The sequence below is a fragment of the Phycicoccus elongatus Lp2 genome, from assembly GCF_000367525.1.
GTDB classification, from domain to species: Bacteria; Actinomycetota; Actinomycetes; order Actinomycetales; family Dermatophilaceae; genus Phycicoccus_A; species Phycicoccus_A elongatus.
Map to the genome: position 1 here is coordinate 2,077,964 of NZ_HF570956.1, position 18,908 is coordinate 2,096,871.

General features: G+C 69.5%; 21 protein-coding genes. 4 read left to right on the plus strand and 17 right to left on the minus strand.

Annotated features, from left to right (window positions below):
- Positions 1-144: 144 nt before the first annotated feature.
- From ispF to BN10_RS10000, 4 genes are read right to left on the minus strand one after another with little or no spacing between them, the layout of a single operon-like run.
- Positions 145-648, minus strand: coding sequence for a 2-C-methyl-D-erythritol 2,4-cyclodiphosphate synthase (ispF, locus tag BN10_RS09985; RefSeq protein ID WP_010851121.1), 504 nt, complete (start codon positions 646-648; stop codon positions 145-147).
- A gap of 25 nt (positions 649-673) precedes the next feature.
- The gene (locus BN10_RS09990; RefSeq protein WP_010851122.1) at positions 674-1,462 is read right to left on the minus strand and encodes a DinB family protein; all 789 of its coding nucleotides are present in this window, start codon (positions 1,460-1,462) and stop codon (positions 674-676) included.
- Positions 1,462-2,169 (minus strand): 2-C-methyl-D-erythritol 4-phosphate cytidylyltransferase, encoded by a 708-nt coding sequence (gene ispD / locus BN10_RS09995; RefSeq protein ID WP_010851123.1) that lies wholly within the window; start codon positions 2,167-2,169, stop codon positions 1,462-1,464. Before ispD ends, BN10_RS09990 begins: the two co-directional genes overlap by 1 nt.
- A 28-nt stretch (positions 2,170-2,197) precedes the next feature.
- Positions 2,198-2,680 carry a CarD family transcriptional regulator gene (locus tag BN10_RS10000; protein ID WP_010851124.1) on the minus strand — a complete coding sequence of 161 codons (483 nt, stop codon included), beginning with the start codon at positions 2,678-2,680 and terminating at the stop codon, positions 2,198-2,200.
- A gap of 244 nt (positions 2,681-2,924) precedes the next feature.
- Between BN10_RS10000 and BN10_RS10005 the strand changes: the two genes are divergently transcribed.
- The gene (locus tag BN10_RS10005) at positions 2,925-3,386 is read left to right on the plus strand and encodes a hypothetical protein (RefSeq protein WP_156917203.1); all 462 of its coding nucleotides are present in this window, start codon (positions 2,925-2,927) and stop codon (positions 3,384-3,386) included.
- 138 nt (positions 3,387-3,524) lie between these two features.
- On the opposite strand, the gene BN10_RS10010 is transcribed toward BN10_RS10005, so the two are convergent.
- Both BN10_RS10010 and BN10_RS10015 read right to left on the minus strand, forming a co-directional pair.
- Positions 3,525-4,205 (minus strand): response regulator transcription factor, encoded by a 681-nt coding sequence (locus tag BN10_RS10010; protein ID WP_010851126.1) that lies wholly within the window; start codon positions 4,203-4,205, stop codon positions 3,525-3,527.
- Positions 4,202-5,401: a sensor histidine kinase gene (locus BN10_RS10015; RefSeq protein ID WP_010851127.1), complete on the minus strand. Its 1,200-nt coding sequence runs from the start codon at positions 5,399-5,401 to the stop codon at positions 4,202-4,204. Before BN10_RS10015 ends, BN10_RS10010 begins: the two co-directional genes overlap by 4 nt.
- Before the next feature lie 162 nt (positions 5,402-5,563).
- On the opposite strand from BN10_RS10015, the gene phoU reads away from it, so the two are divergent.
- Together phoU and BN10_RS10025 are read left to right on the plus strand one after the other, a co-directional pair.
- On the plus strand, positions 5,564-6,256 hold the full coding sequence (gene phoU, locus BN10_RS10020) for a phosphate signaling complex protein PhoU (protein ID WP_010851128.1): 693 nt from the start codon (positions 5,564-5,566) through the stop codon (positions 6,254-6,256).
- Positions 6,257-6,312: 56 nt separating this feature from the next.
- Positions 6,313-8,109 carry an RNA polymerase sigma factor gene (locus tag BN10_RS10025; protein WP_010851129.1) on the plus strand — a complete coding sequence of 599 codons (1,797 nt, stop codon included), beginning with the start codon at positions 6,313-6,315 and terminating at the stop codon, positions 8,107-8,109.
- Between the two features lie 35 nt (positions 8,110-8,144).
- Here BN10_RS10025 and BN10_RS10030 read toward each other — a convergent pair whose 3' ends face one another.
- From BN10_RS10030 to BN10_RS17375, 4 genes are read right to left on the minus strand one after another with little or no spacing between them, the layout of a single operon-like run.
- Positions 8,145-8,879 (minus strand): phosphoglyceromutase, encoded by a 735-nt coding sequence (locus BN10_RS10030; RefSeq protein WP_010851130.1) that lies wholly within the window; start codon positions 8,877-8,879, stop codon positions 8,145-8,147.
- Positions 8,880-8,931: 52 nt separating this feature from the next.
- Positions 8,932-9,438 (minus strand): type III secretion system chaperone family protein, encoded by a 507-nt coding sequence (locus tag BN10_RS10035; protein ID WP_010851131.1) that lies wholly within the window; start codon positions 9,436-9,438, stop codon positions 8,932-8,934.
- On the minus strand, positions 9,435-10,757 hold the full coding sequence (mshA, locus tag BN10_RS10040; protein WP_010851132.1) for a D-inositol-3-phosphate glycosyltransferase: 1,323 nt from the start codon (positions 10,755-10,757) through the stop codon (positions 9,435-9,437). The genes BN10_RS10035 and mshA overlap by 4 nt, the downstream gene beginning before the upstream one ends.
- Before the next feature lie 23 nt (positions 10,758-10,780).
- Positions 10,781-11,581, minus strand: a complete 801-nt coding sequence (locus BN10_RS17375) for a hypothetical protein (protein WP_010851133.1) — start codon at positions 11,579-11,581, stop codon at positions 10,781-10,783.
- A gap of 41 nt (positions 11,582-11,622) precedes the next feature.
- Between BN10_RS17375 and BN10_RS10050 the strand changes: the two genes are divergently transcribed.
- Complete coding sequence (locus BN10_RS10050; protein WP_010851134.1) at positions 11,623-12,432, plus strand: class I SAM-dependent methyltransferase; 810 nt, start codon at positions 11,623-11,625, stop codon at positions 12,430-12,432.
- On the opposite strand, the gene BN10_RS10055 is transcribed toward BN10_RS10050, so the two are convergent.
- The 7 genes from BN10_RS10055 to BN10_RS10085 all read right to left on the minus strand — a co-directional run.
- Positions 12,417-12,737 carry a DUF2516 family protein gene (locus tag BN10_RS10055; protein WP_010851135.1) on the minus strand — a complete coding sequence of 107 codons (321 nt, stop codon included), beginning with the start codon at positions 12,735-12,737 and terminating at the stop codon, positions 12,417-12,419. The genes BN10_RS10050 and BN10_RS10055 overlap by 16 nt on opposite strands.
- 33 nt (positions 12,738-12,770) lie before the next feature.
- Complete coding sequence (locus BN10_RS10060) at positions 12,771-15,416, minus strand: CotH kinase family protein (RefSeq protein ID WP_010851136.1); 2,646 nt, start codon at positions 15,414-15,416, stop codon at positions 12,771-12,773.
- Between the two features lie 108 nt (positions 15,417-15,524).
- Positions 15,525-16,514, minus strand: coding sequence for an asparaginase (locus BN10_RS10065; RefSeq protein ID WP_010851137.1), 990 nt, complete (start codon positions 16,512-16,514; stop codon positions 15,525-15,527).
- Between the two features lie 154 nt (positions 16,515-16,668).
- Complete coding sequence (locus BN10_RS10070; RefSeq protein WP_010851138.1) at positions 16,669-17,373, minus strand: hypothetical protein; 705 nt, start codon at positions 17,371-17,373, stop codon at positions 16,669-16,671.
- Positions 17,374-17,399: 26 nt separating this feature from the next.
- On the minus strand, positions 17,400-17,840 hold the full coding sequence (locus BN10_RS10075; protein WP_010851139.1) for a helix-turn-helix domain-containing protein: 441 nt from the start codon (positions 17,838-17,840) through the stop codon (positions 17,400-17,402).
- A 135-nt stretch (positions 17,841-17,975) separates the two neighbouring features.
- Complete coding sequence (locus tag BN10_RS10080) at positions 17,976-18,479, minus strand: DUF4395 domain-containing protein (protein WP_010851140.1); 504 nt, start codon at positions 18,477-18,479, stop codon at positions 17,976-17,978.
- A gap of 45 nt (positions 18,480-18,524) precedes the next feature.
- A partial coding sequence (locus BN10_RS10085) for a 3-keto-5-aminohexanoate cleavage protein (RefSeq protein WP_040751438.1) occupies positions 18,525-18,908 on the minus strand: 384 nt, incomplete at its 5' end.

Sequence of the window (18,908 nt, forward strand, 5' to 3'; positions counted from 1 at the left end):
TCGCAGCGGACCACAGGTATACCTGTGGTCCGCTGCGAGTTGTGTTGCGGGGGGAGGTCCCGTGAGGGCCGGGGCACGCTGACCGACCGTCCTTCGCAACCGTCCTTCGCGACCGTCCTGCGCGACCGTCCTGCGCGGCCTTCCTCAGTGTCCTTGGGCTGGCGCCCCGCGCGACACGACGAGCGCGGTCGCGATCGCCGCAACACCCTCGCCTCGACCGGTCAGCCCCAAGCCGTCGGTCGTCGTGCCGCTGATCGACACCGGCGCACCGACGGCTTTCGACAGCGCCGCCTCGGCCTCGCCTCGGCGCGTGCCCACCTTCGGCCGGTTGCCGACGACCTGCACGGCGATGTTGCCGATCTCGAAGCCGGCCGCACGCACCAGCCGCGCCGCCTCGGCGAGCAGGGTGCACCCCGACGCGCCCGCAAACTCCGGCCGCGAGGTCCCGAAATGCGCACCGAGGTCGCCGATGCCCGCGGCGGTGAAGATCGCGTCGCAGGCGGCATGGGCGGCGACATCGGCATCCGAGTGCCCCTCGAGCCCGCGTTCCCCCGGCCACAGCAGCCCGGCGAGCCAGAGCCGGCGACCGGGGTCCGCGGCATACGCATGGACGTCGGTGCCGATCCCCACCCGCGGAAGCGCGCTCATGCCCCCGATCCAACCACGAGCTGGATCAGCCGCTGTTCGAGGCGCCGGACTCGAGGATCGCCAAGTCTCGCTCGGCGTACTGACGATGCAGGTACTCCTCATTGAGGACGATGCCGATCGCCTCCTTGACGGACAGCTCATAGCCCGGGGTCGGCCAGCCGTCGTCCTCCGGAGGGCTGAAGGGTTCGGCGAGCCGCTCGGGAGTCAGGCCCGAGATGACCCGGCGCACGTCCGCCTGCCGGCCTCGCCGCAACTCGAGGATCTCCTCCAAGGAAGGTCGGGCATCGACATCGTTCGGGAAGCCCTTGTCGTCGGGAGCTTCGTCCCAGGGCTTGTCAAGGCGGTGGTAGGGATCCGGCTCACCGTCAATGGCCCGACGAATCCAGGCCGCGGTCGCGAAGTTCAGGTGACGAAGCGTTTCGATGAAGGACCACTCCCCGTCGACCCGCTCGTGCAGCAGGTCTGCATCCAGCCGCCGCGCTCGATCGACCGTCTCGGCCCACCGCGCCTCGAGCAGGTCCCACGCCGCGACGAAACCGGCCGGGTCCTCGGGGCGCATCAACGCCCGCTCCGGTTCGCGCCGGTCCACCTCATCGGCGACGAACCGGGTCACGTCGACACCGTTGATGCGCAGTCCGTTGATGTCGCCGCTGATGTCAACGTCGTAGAGCTCGACACCGGTCATCTTCACCCGGTGCAGATCGGTGCCACGGATCGTCACGTCCGACAGCGACGCCGCCCGGAAGGTCGACCTCGAGAGGTCGGTCCAGTCGAAGGTCGAGCCGCTGAGGTCTTCCCTGCCGAAGTCAGCCATCAATCCACGCTAGCGGCCCAGCTCGCCACGAGGCGCTCCGCGCGCGCCAGATCCTCCGGAGTCGTCACCTTGAAGGCCAGCGGATCGCCGGCGACGACGCGCACGTGGTGACCGAGCGTCTCGACGAGGGCGGCGTCGTCGGTCGCGCTCAACCCCGAGGCGTATGCCGCGCGCAGCACGTCGGCGTCGAAGCCCTGAGGAGTCTGGACCGCACGAAGGCCGGCCCGATCCGGTGTGCCGGTGATGGTCCCGTCGGCATCGACGGCCTTGATCGTGTCGACGACCGGCAGTCCGGGCACCGCACCCGACGCACCAGCAGCCACTGCCGCGACGACCCGGTCGAAGACCGCCACCGGGGTGAAGGCACGAGCAGCATCGTGGATGAGCACGATGTCGACCTCACCGACTTCGGCCAGGCCGGCACGCACCGAATCGGTGCGTTCGGCACCGCCGGGCACCACCACCGTGCCCTCCGGGACGGGCGCAACGTCTCCCAGCGCTGTGGCAGTGCCATGGCCCTCGGGAACCACGATGACCAGCCGCGCGAGGTGGGCGACCTGCGTGACGCGCTCCACGGCATACGAGAGAAGGGAGCGGCCGGCGACCTGCACGAAGGCCTTGGGCACGTCCGCACCCAATCGCGTCCCGGAACCGGCCGCGACGACGACGACGCCCACGCTGCGTGGGGCAGCGTGGGCGTCATTCACGAGCGTGAGTATGCCGGGTGGCCGGGCGTCAGGACGCGAGGACCTCGTCGAGACGGATCTCGGCCTTCTCCTCGTCGGTCTTCTCGGCGAGCGCGAGCTCGGAGACGAGGATCTGACGAGCCTTGGCCAACATCCGCTTCTCACCGGCGGACAGGCCACGGTCCTTGTCGCGGCGCCACAGGTCGCGGACGACCTCGGCCACCTTGATGACATCGCCGGAGGCGAGCTTCTCGAGGTTGGCCTTGAAGCGGCGCGACCAGTTGGTCGGCTCCTCGGCAAAGGGAGCGCGCAGAACCTCGAAGACTCGATCCAGGCCTTCCTTGCTGACGACGTCGCGGACACCCACGAGGTCGCAGTTCTCAGCAGGGACCTCGATCACCAGGTCGCCCTGGGCGACCTTGAGTTTGAGGTAGAGCTTCTCCTCGCCGCGGATGGTACGGGTGTTGATCTCCTCGATCCGAGCCGCCCCGTGATGCGGGTAGACGACCGTCTCGCCAACAGTGAAAACCATATGGTGTTTGCCCCTTTCGCGACCTCAAGGATACCACGACATGCCCGAGGGTCCGATTTCGTCGCGTCGACATTTGCGCAGGTCAGGGCGCCATTTCGTCACTGACGACGGCGTCCGGGGGGCTTGACAAGATCGCGATTGTGGGGCACGCGCGCGATTCATCGTGCGCCGGTCGTGGCTCCCCGGTCGGCGCGGGGTGGGTGGGTTCAGCGGGGGCCTGCGGGCGACCGCTACGCTGGCCCTCGTGATCACGAAGGCCTCCTCGCGCGTCATCGCCAGTCTCGCCCTTGTCGCGGCCCTGTCCACCAGCGCGTGCGCAGTGACATCGCCGGTGCAGACCGACGAGCCCTATCAGCCCGCGGACGGGGTGAACCTCAACCTCGGCGAAGGCCTGGCCGTGCGCGGTCTCCTCGTCGTGGGCGGCGAGAAGAAGGACGAAGCGGGGCGCCTGTCGGGGCAGTTGCTCAACACCTCGAGCGACGACGTGTCGGTCACCTTCGGCACGGGCAGCACCGACCAGACGACGGCCACCGTCCCGGCGTACAGCTCGCTCAATCTGGCCGACGAGGAGTTGACCCTCGAATCGGTGCCGGCGGTCGCGGGCGACCTCGTGCCGTTGAGCATCTCCGCGTCGTCCACCGGCGACAACATCCTCCAGGTGCCGGTGCTCCCCGCGACCGGCTACTACGAGGACCTCACTCCGTAAGGCCTCACTCCTCAAGCACGACACCCCCGGGGAACTCAACTCGCAGCGGACCACAGGTATACCTGTGGTCCGCTGCGAGTTAAGTTCCGAGAGAGGTGCTTGCCGACGGAGGTGTTCACCCGCCCGCCGGGGCCGCCGTCACTGCTCGAACTTGTAGCCCAATCCACGCACCGTCACGATGTGCCTGGGGTTGCCCGGGTCGGGCTCGATCTTGGCTCGCAGCCGCTTGACGTGGACGTCGAGGGTCTTGGTGTCCCCGACATAATCCGAACCCCACACGCGGTCGATGAGTTGGATGCGCGTGAGCACTCGGCCGGTGTTGCGCAACAGCATCTCGAGCAGCTCGAACTCCTTGAGCGGCAGCGAGATCTGGTTTCCCCCGACGCTGACGACATGCCGTTCGACGTCCATGCGGACCGGGCCCGCCTCGACCGTGGTCGGCAGCAGTTCCTCGGGCTCGGAGAGCCGGCGCAGGACGGCCTTGATCCGCGCCAGCAACTCGCGCGACGAGTAGGGCTTGGTCACGTAGTCGTCGGCGCCCAACTCGAGGCCCACGACCTTGTCGATCTCGCTGTCCTTGGCGGTGAGCATGATGACCGGCACGTTGGAGCGCGCGCGCAGGGCACGACACACGTCCACGCCGGGAAGGCCCGGAAGCATCAGGTCGAGCAGCACCAGATCCGCACCATTGGCATCGAACTCGGTCAGGGCATCCGGGCCGGTCTCGGCGACCGCCACGTCGTAGCCCTCCTTGCGCAAGAGGTAGGACAGCGGGTCCGAGAAGGACACTTCGTCCTCGACGACGAGGATGCGGGTCATGCGCTCTGGGCTCCTTGGCTCATGGGGTGAAAGGTGTCGTGGGAACGTATGGGCGGCGGGACAGTCTTCTGGATGGCCCGGGGCAGCCGCATGGTGAACGTCGAGCCATGGCCCTCGTCGCTCCAGACGGTCACCTCCCCCCCGTGGTTGGTGCAGATGTGCTTGACGATGGCCAACCCCAGGCCGGTGCCGCCGGTGGCGCGCGATCGCGCGGCGTCCACTCGGTAGAAGCGCTCGAAGATCCGCTGCTGCTCCCCGGCCGGTATGCCGTGGCCCTGGTCGGTCACGGTGATCTCGGCGAACTCGCCGGCGCGTCGCGAGGCCACCGCCACCTTGGTGTCCGAGTCCGAGTAGTTGACCGCATTGGAGACGAGGTTGGCGACGGCCGTCGTCAGCAGCTCCCGGTCCCCGAAGACGGTCAGCCCCGGCTCGGTGGCCGCCTCGATCACCACGCCGTGCGACTCCGCGGTCACGCGGACCCGGTCGACGGCCTCACCGATGACTGAGCCCAGGTCGACCGGCTCCGGTTCGTGGAGGGTGTCCTGCACCTGGAGCCGGGAGAGGTCAACGATCTCCTTGACCAGGCGGCCGAGTCGGTCGGACTCGACGCGGATGCGCTCGCCGAAGCGGGCCACGGCTTCCGGGTCGTCGCGGGCGTCGATGATCGCCTCGGAGAGCAACGAGATACCCCCGACCGGGGTCTTGAGCTCGTGCGAGACATTGGCGACGAAATCGCGGCGGATCTCCTCGACGCGCCGGGCCTGCGTGTGGTCCTCGGCCAGGACGAGCACATGGGCGCTCCCGAGCGGAGCCACCCTGGCCCGCATGATGATGCGTCCCAACCCGGTCGGCCCCTTGGGCAGCTCCAACTCGGCCTCGCGGATGTCGCCGTCGCGGCGCACCTGGCGCACCATCTTGCGCAACTCGTTGTGGACCAGGTCCCCGTGGCGGACCAGGCCATAGGCGACCGCCGAGGACGAGGTGTTGACGACGGCATCGGAGGCATCGAGCACGATGGCGATCGAGCGCAGCACCCCCAGCACGTCGACGACACCTCGGGGCAGCGCCGCCAGATCGGCCAGCGAGGGTGGCTGCTCGGTGCGAGCGCGCTCGGACATCCTCGTCGCGGCCACCGCAAGGGCGCCGAGGACGAGTCCGACGCCACCCCCGATCGTGGCGGCCAATGCGGGATCCACCAGGTCAGCGTAGACGGCCCCAGTGGGTCAAGTCGGCGAGTGGAGGGACTCTCAGGCGTGGCTCTTGGACCAACTGGACAGATGTTCACCTGAGGTCCCCTGAGCGTTCACGTCGGACTGCGACAGTGCGTCGGCGAGCACCCCCAGACAGGACGGATCGACATGCGCAAGGCCTTCCACGAGGAACTCGACCGAATCACCGAGGAACTCGTCGAGATGACCCGGCTGGCCGGTTCGGCCATCAGCCGCGCCACCACAGCCCTGCTCGACGCCGACGTGACCTTGGCCGAGTCGGTCATCGCCGCCGACATCGAGCTGGACACCCTGCGCGAGCACCTCGACGAGACCTCCATCGACCTGCTCGCCCGCCAGCAGCCGGTGGCGACCGACCTGCGGATGGTCGTGACCGCGATGCGCATGGCGTCCGACCTCGAGCGGATGGGCGACCTCGCCCGACATGTCGCCAAGGTGGCACGCCTGCGCTTCCCCAACTCGGCTGTGCCCGCGGAGTTCCGCGCGGTCATCGTCGACATGGGCCGGGTCGCCGAGGGCATCGTCCTCAAGGCCGGTGCCATCATCGCCGCCCGCGACGTCGATGCCGCCCGCTCCATTGAGCGCGACGACGACGCGATGGACGACCTGCACCGGCGATTCTTCGAGCGGATTGCCGCGTCCGACTGGGCCCATGGCACGGAGGCTGCGGTCGACATGACCTTGATCTCGCGCTACTACGAGCGGTTCGCCGACCACGCCGTGTCGGTCGCGCACCGCGTGATCTACCTGGTGACCGGCACCTACGACGCCAACGCCGAGTCCAGCCACGAGGACGACGAGGACCACGTCCGTCCCGCCTGAGGCGATGGCTACCATGCGAGCGTGACCGAAAGCTCTCGTCGGTGAGCGACTGACCGGTGGACGAGGACGCCCGCGCCTTCGTGCTCCACCGGTGGGCCGAGACCGAGCGGCTCGCGATGGTCGCCCTGGGCGACCCGGTCGCCGGTCACGAGGTCGCCCTCGGCACGATGACTCGCGCGGTCCGACAGTGGCAGGAGCTGCAGGAGTCGGGCCTTCCCTCGCGTTGGGTGCGCCGTGACCTCATGGACGCCATGGCGCCCCAGGATGCGCCACCTGACGAGTTGCCCGAGGGGGCAACCATGGCTCAGACGTGGTCCGCGTTGCCGCCGCGGACGACCGCGGCATACGTGTTGAGCGAGGTGGACCACTGGGACCCCGCCGAGGTCGCCGACGCCTTGGGTATGCCGGTGGCCACCGTCGGTGACCTCGTCGCCTCCACCCACGCGAGGTTGGCGCGCGCCCATGCCCGCGACCTGGACGACGACCACGCCGGACCGACCTCCTTCCACGAGGCCCTCGCCGACCTCGTGGACGGTGCCGGTCGGCCCTCGACGCGGGCAGAGAGCGCGCTCGACGCGATCAGTGCCGCCTTGCGACGCTCACGCCGCCGCGGCTGGGCCATCGGTGGTGGTGCGTTGCTCACCGCCGTGGCGGCCGGGATCGTCGCCTTCTCGGTGGCCACGTCGGCCGTGCCGACCCCCGGGCCCACACCCACCGTGGGGCGATCCACCTCGCCGTCGGCGAATTCGTCAGACGGAATCTTCGCCGGACCGGCCCGCGGCAATCTGGCGACCGACCCCACCCTGCTCGCCGAGGTCGCCCGACGCTTCCTCGGGACCCATCGGTTGGTGTTCGCCGACCAGACCGATGGGCGGGTGCGGGTCATCGCCGCTCCACAGGCCACGGCGCGCGACGCGATGCCGCTGGTCAAGCTCCTGACCGGCCCGGCGTCGGCACCGGCGGCCGAGCTCACCGAACTGGATGCGTGGTACTCGCCGGACCCCATCCGGGCGACCCTCGCGGTCGTCGATCCCTCCACCACCGATCGTCGCGTCATCGTGCTCACCGAGCCTGACGCCCGCGCGCTGGACATCTCGGCCACCGTGACGGTGAACGCGAAGGGTGAGGTGCACCGGGAATGGACGAGCCAGACGCTCCAGGACGGAGCGGGCCTGCTCGACCTCGGCGGGCCACGACCTACGCTCCTGCTGCGGGTCGCGGGTCGACAGGTCGTGCCGGACCAAGCAACCGTCCTCGGGGAGGGGATGATCCCCTGCATCGGCTGTGACGTGCCCGTGAGCCCCGAAGGCCTCCTCGAGGCGACCCGACGTGATGCCGCAGGAGCGCTGGGAGCGGATCCGAGCAGCTTCACGCCCACCGTCGTGGCCGAGGTGACGGCTGCCCCCGAGCTCGCCACGGGCAACCCGGACGTGACCTCCCGGCTGCTCATCGCCCGCCACGCCCTGGCCAACGGCGTGGTCCTCCAGTCGACCGGCGTGACCACGATGGTGTCGGGCCGTCAGGAATGGGCCTGGCTGAACCTCAACGAATGGATCCGCCCCGAGAACATCCAGGCGCCCCTGTCGATCATCCTCTGGGGCTCGGACTCCGGCACCAGGACGCAGATCATCATCCTCGACGGATCACCGGTGCGGGCGATCTCGCTGGTGCAGTACGGCAAGGAGGGAGAACGGATCCCTGTCGAGCAGTCCACCGTCATGGACGTCCCGCCCACCGGCTCCGGGACCGTCCTGCTGCGCGCGTGGGCCGCCGACGGCACCCTCGTCAGCGAGCGACCGATCGACGAGGGCAGCGGGTGGGACGGGTCGTGGGACCTCTACCACCCCGAGTAGCCCGGTGGCTGACCAGCGCTGGGTCCTCGGCGGACTCAGCGCCCCTGGTTCGCCACCGCTGCCGCGGCCGCCGCAGCCGCCTCGGGGTCGAGGTACTCGCCCGGCTTGGTCGGCATGAAGTCGTCATCCAACTCGTAGACCAACGGCATGCCGGTGGGGATGTTGAGGCCGGCGATGTCCTCGTCGCTGATGCCGTCGAGGTGCTTGACCAGAGCCCGCAGGCTGTTGCCGTGGGCGGTGACGAGCACGACCTTGCCGTCGCGCAGGTCGGCCTGGATGTCGTTCTCCCAGTAAGGCATCATCCGCGGGATCACGTCGGCGAGGCACTCGGTGAGCGGCACGTCGACCCCGGCATACCGAGGGTCGGAGGTCTGGTCGAATTCGCTGCCGGCCTCGATCGGCGGCGGCGGGGTGTCGAAGCTGCGGCGCCAGAGCATGAACTGCTCATCGCCGTACTTGTCGCGCGTCGCGGCCTTGTCGAGACCTTGCAGGGCGCCGTAGTGCCGCTCGTTGAGCCGCCAGGACCGACGCACCGGGATCCAGTGCCGGTCGGCGGCGTCGAGGGCGAGGTTCGCGGTGGTGATGGCTCGCCTCAGCACCGAGGTGTGGACGACATCGGGCAGGATGCCGGCGTCCTTGAGGAGCTGGCCGCCGCGAGCCGCTTCGGCGCGGCCCTTGTCAGTGAGGTCGACATCGACCCAGCCGGTGAAGAGGTTCTTCTGGTTCCAGTCGGACTCGCCGTGACGCAGCAGGATGAGGGTGTGAGCCATACGGCCAGACTAGCGCCGGTCAGGTATGCCGCGAGGCCGGGTCCGCGGGCTCTCAGGCCTCACGTGGCGGGTCGCCCGGGCGCTCCAGCAGACCCCGGAAGGCCTCGAGGTTGCGCAGTGATTCGCCGCGGTCGACCCGCCACGCCCACTCCTTCTCCATCGAGGTGCGGAAACCCAGGGCCAGCAGTTCGTTGAAGGGGCTGTCACTCGCGTCGAGGATGGCGCCGAGCAGGTGATCGAGGGCCTCGGGGGTGACCGCGGCGGCGGGAAGGCGCCCGGTGACGTAGACATCGCCGCTGGCATCCACGGCATACGCAATGCCGGGGAGGCGGAGGTTCTTGGCGAGCAGGAAACGGTGGACGCGGTCGTGATTCTCGTCCGGGTTGCGGACGACGAAGGCGCGGGCGGTCAGCCAGGTCGGGCTGGTGACGAGCGAGACGACGGTGCGCAACTTCTTCTCACCGGGCAGCGTGACGACGACCTCACCCTCGCTCGCGCCCGCCTCCCACTCGAGGTCGCTGTCGGCGAGGAACTCGGCAATCACCGCATCAACGCTCATGGGATGACCGCCGAGGGGATGCCGACCAGCGCCTCGGACTCGTTGATCGAGGAGAAGCGCGGGCCGACGAGGGCTGCTTGATACACGGCTTGAAGCTTGTCGACCGTTGCATCCCAACCGAATTCACGCGCATGGATGGCGGCCCTGGCCCGCAGGTCGGTGGCAGCGCCTGGTTCGACGAGCAACGGCTCCAGGGCATCGGCCCAGGCCGCGACGTCACCGACCGGGAGCAGGAGACCGGCGTCACCGATCGCCACCGGGAGGCCGCCCACCTCAGAGGCGGCGACGAGCGCGCCGGTCGCCTGGGCCTCGACGGCGACCAACCCGAAGGACTCGCTGTGCGACGGCACGAGGACGGCATCGGACGCGCGATACCACTGGGTCAGGGTGACGCGATCGACCGGCGGGAGCAGACGGAGGGCATCACCCAGGCCGACCCCTGCGGCGAGTTCGCTCAGGCCCATCGGGTTACGCACTCCGACACCACTCGCCCCGCCGAGAACGGCCAAGGTGAGTCGTCCGCCCCACTCAGGGTGCCGACGCAAGAGTTCGCCGGCCACGCGCACCGCGTGGTCTGGGCCCTTGAGTGGCTGGATGCGCCCGACGAAGAGCAGGAGGATGTCGTCGGCGGAAACGCCGAGCGCTTCCCGAGCGGCCCCCTGATCGCCGGGTGTGAAGACGTCGAGGTCGACACCCGGCTCGGCGACCGCCACCCGGTGCGGGTCCGCCCCATAGAGGGTGACAAGTTCGCGGGCCTCCTGGGCAGTGTTGGCGACCAAGGCCGTGGCCGCCTCGACGACCTGCGCCTCGCCGATCTCACGCCCGCCGGGCTCGGGCACGTCGCCCGGCGCGAGGTGTTGGTTCTTGACCCGCGCCATCGTGTGCATCGTGTGCACGAGGGGGACGTTCCACCGGTCGGCGGCCAACCAGCCGACCTGCCCGGACAGCCAGTAGTGCGAGTGGACCACGTCGTACCAGTCCTCCGGCTCCCTGGCCGCGACCCGCATCATGCCGGCGGCGAAGGCGCACAACTGACCGGGCAGGTCCTCCTTGGACAGGCCTTCGTAGGGCCCGGCCGCGATGTGCAGGACCCGCAGGCCCGGCTCGACCTCGACGACGGCGGCCTCGGCGGCGGTCGTGCGGCGGGTGAAGATGTCGACGGCGACCCCACGTCGGGCGAGTCGTCGGGCGGTCTCGATGACGTAGACGTTCATGCCACCGGCGTCACCGGTGCCGGGTTGGGCCAACGGCGAGGTGTGGACGCTCACCATGGCCACCCGACGCACCGGTGGTGGCGTAGCCGCCGCGTCCTGTCCCATGCCGGGATTCTGGCACGCGCCCCTCAGCGGCCTGCTGCCCGTGGGAGGCCGGTCACGCGCAACCGCACGGCCGGTGACCACACGTGCAGGTCGATCCGCCCATCGCCGCGCAGGTCGATGCCGCGCGCTGCGGAGGGCGGACCCAACCCCACGATCGTGCCCAGCACCCACTCGTAGGCCGCCTCCTCGCCAAGGCCCGGGGCAAACCACCAGGCCCTGAGCCGCAGGTTGCGCGCGGGAAGTGCCGGAGCGATCCCGGTCACCGCCGGCCGCCAGTCCACCGGCACCACAAGGGCGTCCGCCCCGGGGACCGTCAGCAGGGTCTCGATCGTGTCGCCCACCAGGTGGACCTGCCACCGCAGCGGCAGGCTCACGCGGCGACCGTCAACCTCCCCCTCGACGACGCCGATCCAGACCGCCTCCTCCCGCGTCACGGCCAGATCGGTGAAATGACTGCGGTCGAGGACCGCATCGATCTCCTCCCGCGGGGACGAGGTGGTGGCGCCCGACACCTGGCCGAGCAAGGCGACGACGGGCGAGCCACGAGTCACGGTGTCAAGCATCGGCAGATCGTCCTTGGCATAGCGGAAGCCGGACTGGTTGAGCCCGACGGTGTAGCCCCCACCGAGGGTGGCCGTGCCCGTCGCGGCCGGGTCGACAGTCAGTCGACTCGGTGTCACCGGGGTCATCCCGATGTCCTGGCGGAGCAGTGGCGGAACCCACGTCCACAGGCCGAGCGCCAGGGCTGCGGTCAGCGAGATCGCGAGCGCCACCATGCTGCGGCTCACGTCGCCGTCACGCCCCCTGATGCTCAACCACCTCACGACCGCCACCTTAGGCGGGACCTGCCCCTAGGCTCGTGGACGTGACGGGAGGCAAGCCGGTCGGCGTGATCACGCGCGGAACCACGAACCCGAATCGCTTGCGCCGCAACGATCGGTGGATCGCGGCCACTCTCGCGAGTGGCCTTCGTGCACCGATCGCCCCGCCGATCGTCGTCGATCTCGGCTACGGCGCATCCCCCGTCACGGTCCTCGAGCTCCATGACCGGCTGACCAGGGTTCGCCCGGACGTGCGAGTGGTCGGGATCGAGATCGACCCCGATCGGGTCGCCGCCGGGCAAGCGATCGAGCGACCCGGCGTGAGTTTCGCGCTCGGAGGTTTCGAGGTCCCGCTGCCGAACGACCAGCAACCCCTCGTCGTGCGGGCCTTCAATGTGCTCCGTCAGTATGCCGAGGGCGAGGTGCCCGCGGCCTGGTCACGGGTGGCGGCGCGGCTGGCGCCGGGCGGCGTCCTCATCGACGGCACCTGTGACGAGATCGGTCGCCTCGCCGCGTGGGTGACCGTCACGGCGGGAGGACCCCAGTCACTCACGCTGAGCTGGAAACTGGGTGGGCTGATCCGCCCGGGCGTGATCGCGGAGCGGCTGCCCAAGGCGCTCATCCACCGCAACGTGCCCGGCGAGCCGGTGCACCGCTTCCTCGCCGACCTCGATGCGGCGTGGGCTCGCCACGCCGGTCACACGGCATACGGTGCCCGACAACGGTTCCGGGCCACGGCAGCGGCGCTGCAGGACGCCGGCTGGCCCCTCCTGGCCGGCCCGGCGCGGTGGCGCTTGGGGGAGCTGACCGTCGACTGGTCCGCGGTCGCCCCCTTGGCTCACCACGGACCGTAGGGTCCGTCGCTGCGCCCCTTGCCCATGACCCGGTCCAGCGCCGGCTTGACGTCGGCGAGGTAGACACCCGCAGCGATGACCGCGAGCAGGCCGAGCATGCCGACGATCGAGGTGAACGTGACGAAGCCGACCGCGAGGGCCACTCCCGTGACGGCGAGCCAGAAGCCCTTGGTCCGCTTGTCGGCGGCGACGAAGGCATCCGGACGGCGGCGCAGGGCATCGACGAAGGCCCAGGCCTCGAGGCCGAGCGCCGCCAGACCGAGGCCCATCGCGATGTAGGTCTGGAACTGGCCGATGACGTTCATGCCCCAAACCCTAGGCGAGAGCGCTGGAATGGGTCACTTGCGATAGAAGCCCGCCACATCGGCGATGAGGTCGGTCTGGCCCGCCGAGAAGGTGTAGAAGTCGACCTTGCCGTTGTCCCCCGTGCGGACGGTCACCAGGTTGGGGACGGTCTGCCAGGCGACGTAGTTCAGGCTCGACACCACCGGACGTGACGTGCCATCGGGGAAGATGGTGACGTGCCCGATCGCCGTCGGGTTGGCGACCGTGACGTTCATGACCGCGGCCGCGACGGCCGTGGGGGGTTGGCCGAGGCCGCCGGCCACGTCCAGGGCGATGGTCTCGTAGTTGTTGACGCGTCGGGCCAGCGGTGTGATGCCCAGTTTCGCGACCATTCCGGCGCCGTCGCGGGAGTCGAGGATCCGCTTGGGCGTCAAGGGCACGAAGGTGCCGGGTTGGGTGGCTTCCCCACCGACGTAGTAGCCGACGATGTCGGCGATGAGGTGCACCTTGCCGTTGACCGGGTCAGGGTCGGTGCCGACATAGAGGTTGACCTTCCCGGCATCCCCGACCTTGACGGTGACCAGGTTGGGCACGGCGGTCGTGCCCCGTGCGAAGTTGACGTTGGACGCCAGTGGCCGGGCGCTACCGTTGGGATAGGCGGTCACATACCCGGCTTCCGTGGGTGCCACGGCAGTCACGTTCAGGACGACGGCGGACGCGTCCTCCGGAACGACCACTGGTTCGCCGGTGGACGACGGGTGCGATCCGGTGACCTGGAGCGACACCTCGCGGCCGTGACCCACCGCTGCACCCGCGGTGACATCGCTGGCCACGCGGGTGTCCAGAACCCGGTTCGGGACGTTTGCCTGGAAGGAGCCCGGGATGCTCGCGGCCCCTCCACCGGCGAAGTACCCGAGCACATCAGCGATGACGTGGACCGTCCCGGTGCTGCCGTTATGAAGGGTGACGTTGCCGCCGGAACCGACACTGCTGATCACATGATTCGGCACGTCCTGGCGGGCCACGAAGTTGAGGTTGGAGGCGAGCGGGAGCGGGTTGCCCGCGGCATACACCGAGAGGTATCCCGGTTGGGTCGGCCCGGCGACGGTGACGTTGAGCGCCACAGCCGAGGCCGAGTCGGGCACGCCCCCGCGACCGGTGACCTTGAGGGTGACGTCGGCACCGGCCGGCACCGCGGTCGTCGTCGGCACGCCCGTGGCGAAGCGCGTGTCGAGCATGCGGCACGGGTTCAGCGCGTTGAACGTGCCCGCTGTGGTGTTGGATCCCGGCGGCGTCGAGGCCTGGCAGGACGCGGTGGACGTGGCCGAACCGCCCCACCTCTGGTTGAGGTAGGTGACCCGCTTGTTCACCCAGGACGCCAAGCGGTCGACTTCGCCGTTGAAGGTCGAGGCGTAGGTGCGGCTGCCATAGGGCAGGAGGGTCCGGTTGCCCAGGATGCCGGGCCAGCGAGAGAAGTTGGCCCCGGCGGAGCGGGTCAGGTAACTGCGATACTCCCCGATCTTGGAGGGGACGTTCTCGATCCGGGGACGCAGTTCGGGGTAGAGGGCCGTGGCGCGGGCATTGAACGCCGAACTCTTCAACAGCTGCGGGAACCAGTCGCTGCCCTTGCCGTCCGGTCGCCAGGTGACCACGTTGGCGACATAGTCGACCTCGGGGTTACCGCCGCGACCGTAGAGGGAGTCGTCGAAGTTGCCCATCGCGACATCGAAGTCCCACACCGGGCCGGCGAAGATCTTGCCGGTCGTGGCATCGCGATAGAACATCACGCTCGAGCGCGCGATCTCCTGGTTCTCGGTGAACTCGTAGACGAAGAACATCTTGACGAAGGAGTCCAGGTCGATCAGCCCGTTGATCGTCGCCCAGTTGGCGTTGGGGTCGGCGAGGGCCAGGTCCAGGGCATCGATCTTGGCGACGAAGTCGTCCCAACCGGCCTTGGTGTTGGCGTAGGCGGGGGTGAGCAGGTCGGCGGCGGTGTCCGGATTGCCGCCCTTGGCGTCCTTGAGGACGTAGTACCCGCCGGCGGAGTCCTTGCTCTTCAGTCGCGGGGTCTGGTGGAACACCGGGTCACCCGACCCGTAGTTGTAGTCCTGCTCGATCAGCACACCCTGGTTGGACTTGAGGTCGACGCGGGTCTTCTTGACCTCGACCTTCTCGGCGAGCAGGTAGTTGCCCCAGTTCTGCCCGTTGATCATCAGGTCGACCCAGCGGGACTCTCCGGTGAAGGCCATACCGAACTCTTCGGCGAGGTCGAGGGCGACCTTGTTGCGCATCAGCGAGGGGTCCGCCGTGTTGGCCAGGAGGACCCAGGCGCGGGCGGCGCCCATCCCCAGCAGGTTCTGGCTGTTGCCGTCGGCGAACTTGAGCTGATAGGGCTTCTTCTTGCTGGGGAGGGTCCAGGTGTAGTTGCCGCGGCCCTTGATCTCGGTCAGTCCGTCGGCGACGACGAGGTTGTTCTGGCTGTTGCCTGGGTCGGTCACCTCGACGTTGACCATGGCGGTCGTGTCGTGGTTGACATCGGCGTTCACCGCGGCGAAGGCCCCCGCGTCGACCGTCAACGCCAGCGTCGGCAGGTCGGACACCGCCACGCCAGCGCTGGCCGTGCTCGGTGCCCAACCAGCGATCGCCACCAGTGCCGCCGTGGCGACCCCCACCATTCCCCGACGCAGCGATCGCCCCACGACTCCCCCTCAGACAGAAAGCAGGCACCCGGTGGGGCCCGTGGCCGATGAAAGTAGCGTGTCAGAGGCGAAATGTCAGCCCTTTGGCCATATTGACCGCTCGGCGCTCTAGAAGCCGGTGGCGACAAGTGCCCCGACAGGCTGACCGTGCCCGAGCACAGGTGAGTGCTCGAGTTGGGCCAACGCCTCGGACTCGATGCCGATGGCTCGAAGGGCCGCGGCGAGGACCACCATGCGAGCGCGGCCACTGCCATCGGCGACCTTGACCGCGACACCCCGCCCGTCGGCCAGGCCGACCGCCACGACAGCCTCGGCGCCGTCCTTGGCCACCAGCCCGGGCGTCTTGGCGATCAGCGCCGTGACGTCCCGGTCGGTGCCGCCCAGGAACTCAGGCGCATTGCGGATCGCCGTCGCGATCCGCGCCTGCTCCGAGTCAGGTGCGCGGACCGGAGCGGCCGCGATCGAGCCGAAGGATCGGGCCAGGCCCGCGAGCGTGATCGCCATGACGGGAGCGCCGCAGCCGTCGACCGCCAGTGCGGTGACCGGCTCGGCAGCCACGTCCTCGACCGCCTCCCGAATCGCCACCTGGAGGGGGTGCGCCGGATCGCGATAGGTGGAGATGTCCCATCCGGCCACCACACAGGTGGCGAGCATCCCGGCGTGCTTGCCCGAGCAGTTCTGCGCGATCGACGAGGGGGGCAGCCCCTCCCTGATGAAGCGGTGCTGCTCGCTCTCCTTGAGCGGGTGGCTCGGCGTGTTCTGCAGGGCGCTCTCGTCGAGTCCGGCGCCAGCCAGGATACGGCGGACGCCGTCGAGGTGGAAGGGCTCCCCGGAGTGGCTGGCGCAGACCAGCGCCAGCAGGTCGTCGGGGAGGTCGAGCCCATGACGCACCATGGCCAGGGCCTGCATCGGCTTGTTCGACGAGCGCGGGAACATCGGCGACTGAGCGTCCCCCCACGCGCGCTCGACCGACCCGTCCGGCCCGGTCACGACAACGCTCGCGTGATGCACCGACTCGACGAAGCCGTTGCGCACCAGTTCCGCCACGACAGGCGCCTCGGTGAGCACGGCGGGGGCAGGGGTGGAGATCTCGATCACCGGGCCACCCTATGGCGAGGGCGGCCCGCGGCATACCGCTGGGAACGCAACGCGAGGGTGGGCCGTGGTGGCCCACCCTCGCGGATGGTTCGGGACCGAAAGGGGGTGGTCCCGTATGCCGTGGGGCCGGGATCGCCGGCCCCACGGCGGTCTATCAGTCGCCGACCTTGGCAGCGGTCGTGGCAGCAGCCTTCTTGGTGGCGGTGGCCGTCTTGGTGGCGCTGGTGCGGGCACCCTTGGCGGCGGTCGTGGTCTTCGCGGCAGCCTTGCGCGTGGTGGTGCTGGTGCGCTTGGCAGCGGTGCGGGTGCGCTTGACGGCACCGGCGACCTCGGTCTCGGCGGTCTTCACCTCGTCCTGGACGGAGTCGATGATCGCCTCGGCGGCCTTCACGGCCTCCTTGCGGGCGGTGGTGACGGTGGCCTTGGCGGACCGCTCGATGTCGTTGGCGGCCTTGGTCGCCGTGGTGACGGCGCCCTTGACCTGCGCGACGGTGGTCTCGGCCTGGGCCACGAGGTCCTTGGTCGCCTGCTGGTTGCGGACGCGCTCGACGAGCTTCTTGCCGCGGACCGCGAGGTCCTTGTACTGCGCGACGAGCTTGTCGGAGTTGGCCTTGCCCTGCGCGGCGGCCGTGGTCGGGAGCTCCTGGACCTGGGCGAAGGCCGCGAGGGCGCGGTCCTGAACCTTGGCCGGGGCGAGGTCGGCGACGAACTTGTCGAAGTCCGCGCGGAACTGCACGCGACGGGCATCCGCGGCAGCAGCGGCCTCGCGGGCCTTCTCGACCGTCAGGTCGGTGGCGCCGACGACGGCGTAGAACGGGCGAGCGTCGACATTCTTGGTGAACTCGGTGATGACCGACATGGTGTTTCTCTCCTTGTGAGGGTGGCTCAGCGGCCGGTGGGCCGCTGGGACGTCGTGGGGGTCTTCTTGGTGGTCTTCGTGCTGGTCCTGGTGGCCGGCTTTGGGTCCCGGTCCCCGACGAAACTGTCGTAGACGTCGAGGAGGGTGGCCTTCTGGCGGGCGCTGAGGGCGGGATCGTCGGCGATCGCCCGGCGCACGTCGTTGCGCGGCCGCTCGGTCACCGCCTCTTCGTCGAGGATTCCGGCCTTGACGTAGAGCGACTCCGCCGACACCTGCAGGCCCTTGGCGAGCTGCTGCAGGATCTCCGCGCTCGGGCGCTTGAGACCGCGCTCGATCTGCGAGAGGTAGGGGTTGGAGACGCCGGCGAGCTCGGAGAGCTGACGAAGGCTGAGCCGGGCGGACTGACGTTGCTCACGCAGGTAGTCCCCCAGGCTGCTGCCGAGGTCGTTCAGCGGGTTCGGGCTCATGCATTCATTATGCTTGCTCTAGTTAGCAGAATGCAAACCGGAGACAGCGTGAGCATCGCCACAGGCGTGGATGGGAACAACCGCGACAGCTGGGAACAACGCCGGGAGGGACTGGTCAGGCGGGGTCAGGGGGGGTCAGGCGGAGACGAACTCTCCGGCGCGACGGAGCGAGATGTCGTTGCAGGCTTCGCAGGTCTCCTCGGGGATGACTCCCAGGCGCATGAGGTGCCCGAAGACCCAGCAGCCAGCACAGAAACCGGCGACCGACTCGAGCGTGGCGAAGACCAGGAGCACGGCAAGCAACGCGGTGAAAAGTGTTGTCGCACCGGCGAATCCGGCGATCGTCGCGGAGACCGTGAAGGTCAGACCGATGGCCTGTGCGAAACGCTTGGGAGGGCCGGGGACGAGGACGGCTGCACCCAGTCGCGGCGCGACGACGTGCACGGCCAGCCGACCCAGCGGACTGAAGCGCGGACCCGACGCCACCCGGAGCGCGAAGCCGACCGCCATGGCGAGCGCCACCCAGGCCGATTCGGTGACCAGGGCAGCAACAGCGAGGAGCACGACGCCGCCAGCGACCGCACGCGCGGCCTTCTCGTTGACCGGGTTCGGGAAGCTCAGTAGGTCAGACCGCGACATGACGCACGATTGTGCCCGCCCAAAGGGATGGCCATGCGACCGGTCTCAGCTGGCGGCCGGAACCTCGGTCGCCGGGGTGATGCCGAGCAGCGCCCGGGCATCACCGGTCGTCAGCGGCGGGCGCTGGAGCAGCGTGGCGATCTCGGCCGCCCGGGTGACGAGTTCGGCGTTGTGCTGCACCACCTGCCCTCGAGCAAAGACGATGTTGTCCTCCATGCCGACCCGGGCATGACCGCCGGCCGCGAGCGCCGCGGCGAGCACCGGGAGGTGGCCACGGCCGATGCCGGTCGCCGACCACGACGTCACCATCTCGGGCAGGGCGGCCAAACAGGCGTGCAGCGCCGCGGGCGTGCCGGGCAGGGCACCGGGCACCCCGAGCACGAAGTCGACGTGCACGGCGCCGCCGTGCGGCAGTCCGTGGCGGTCGAC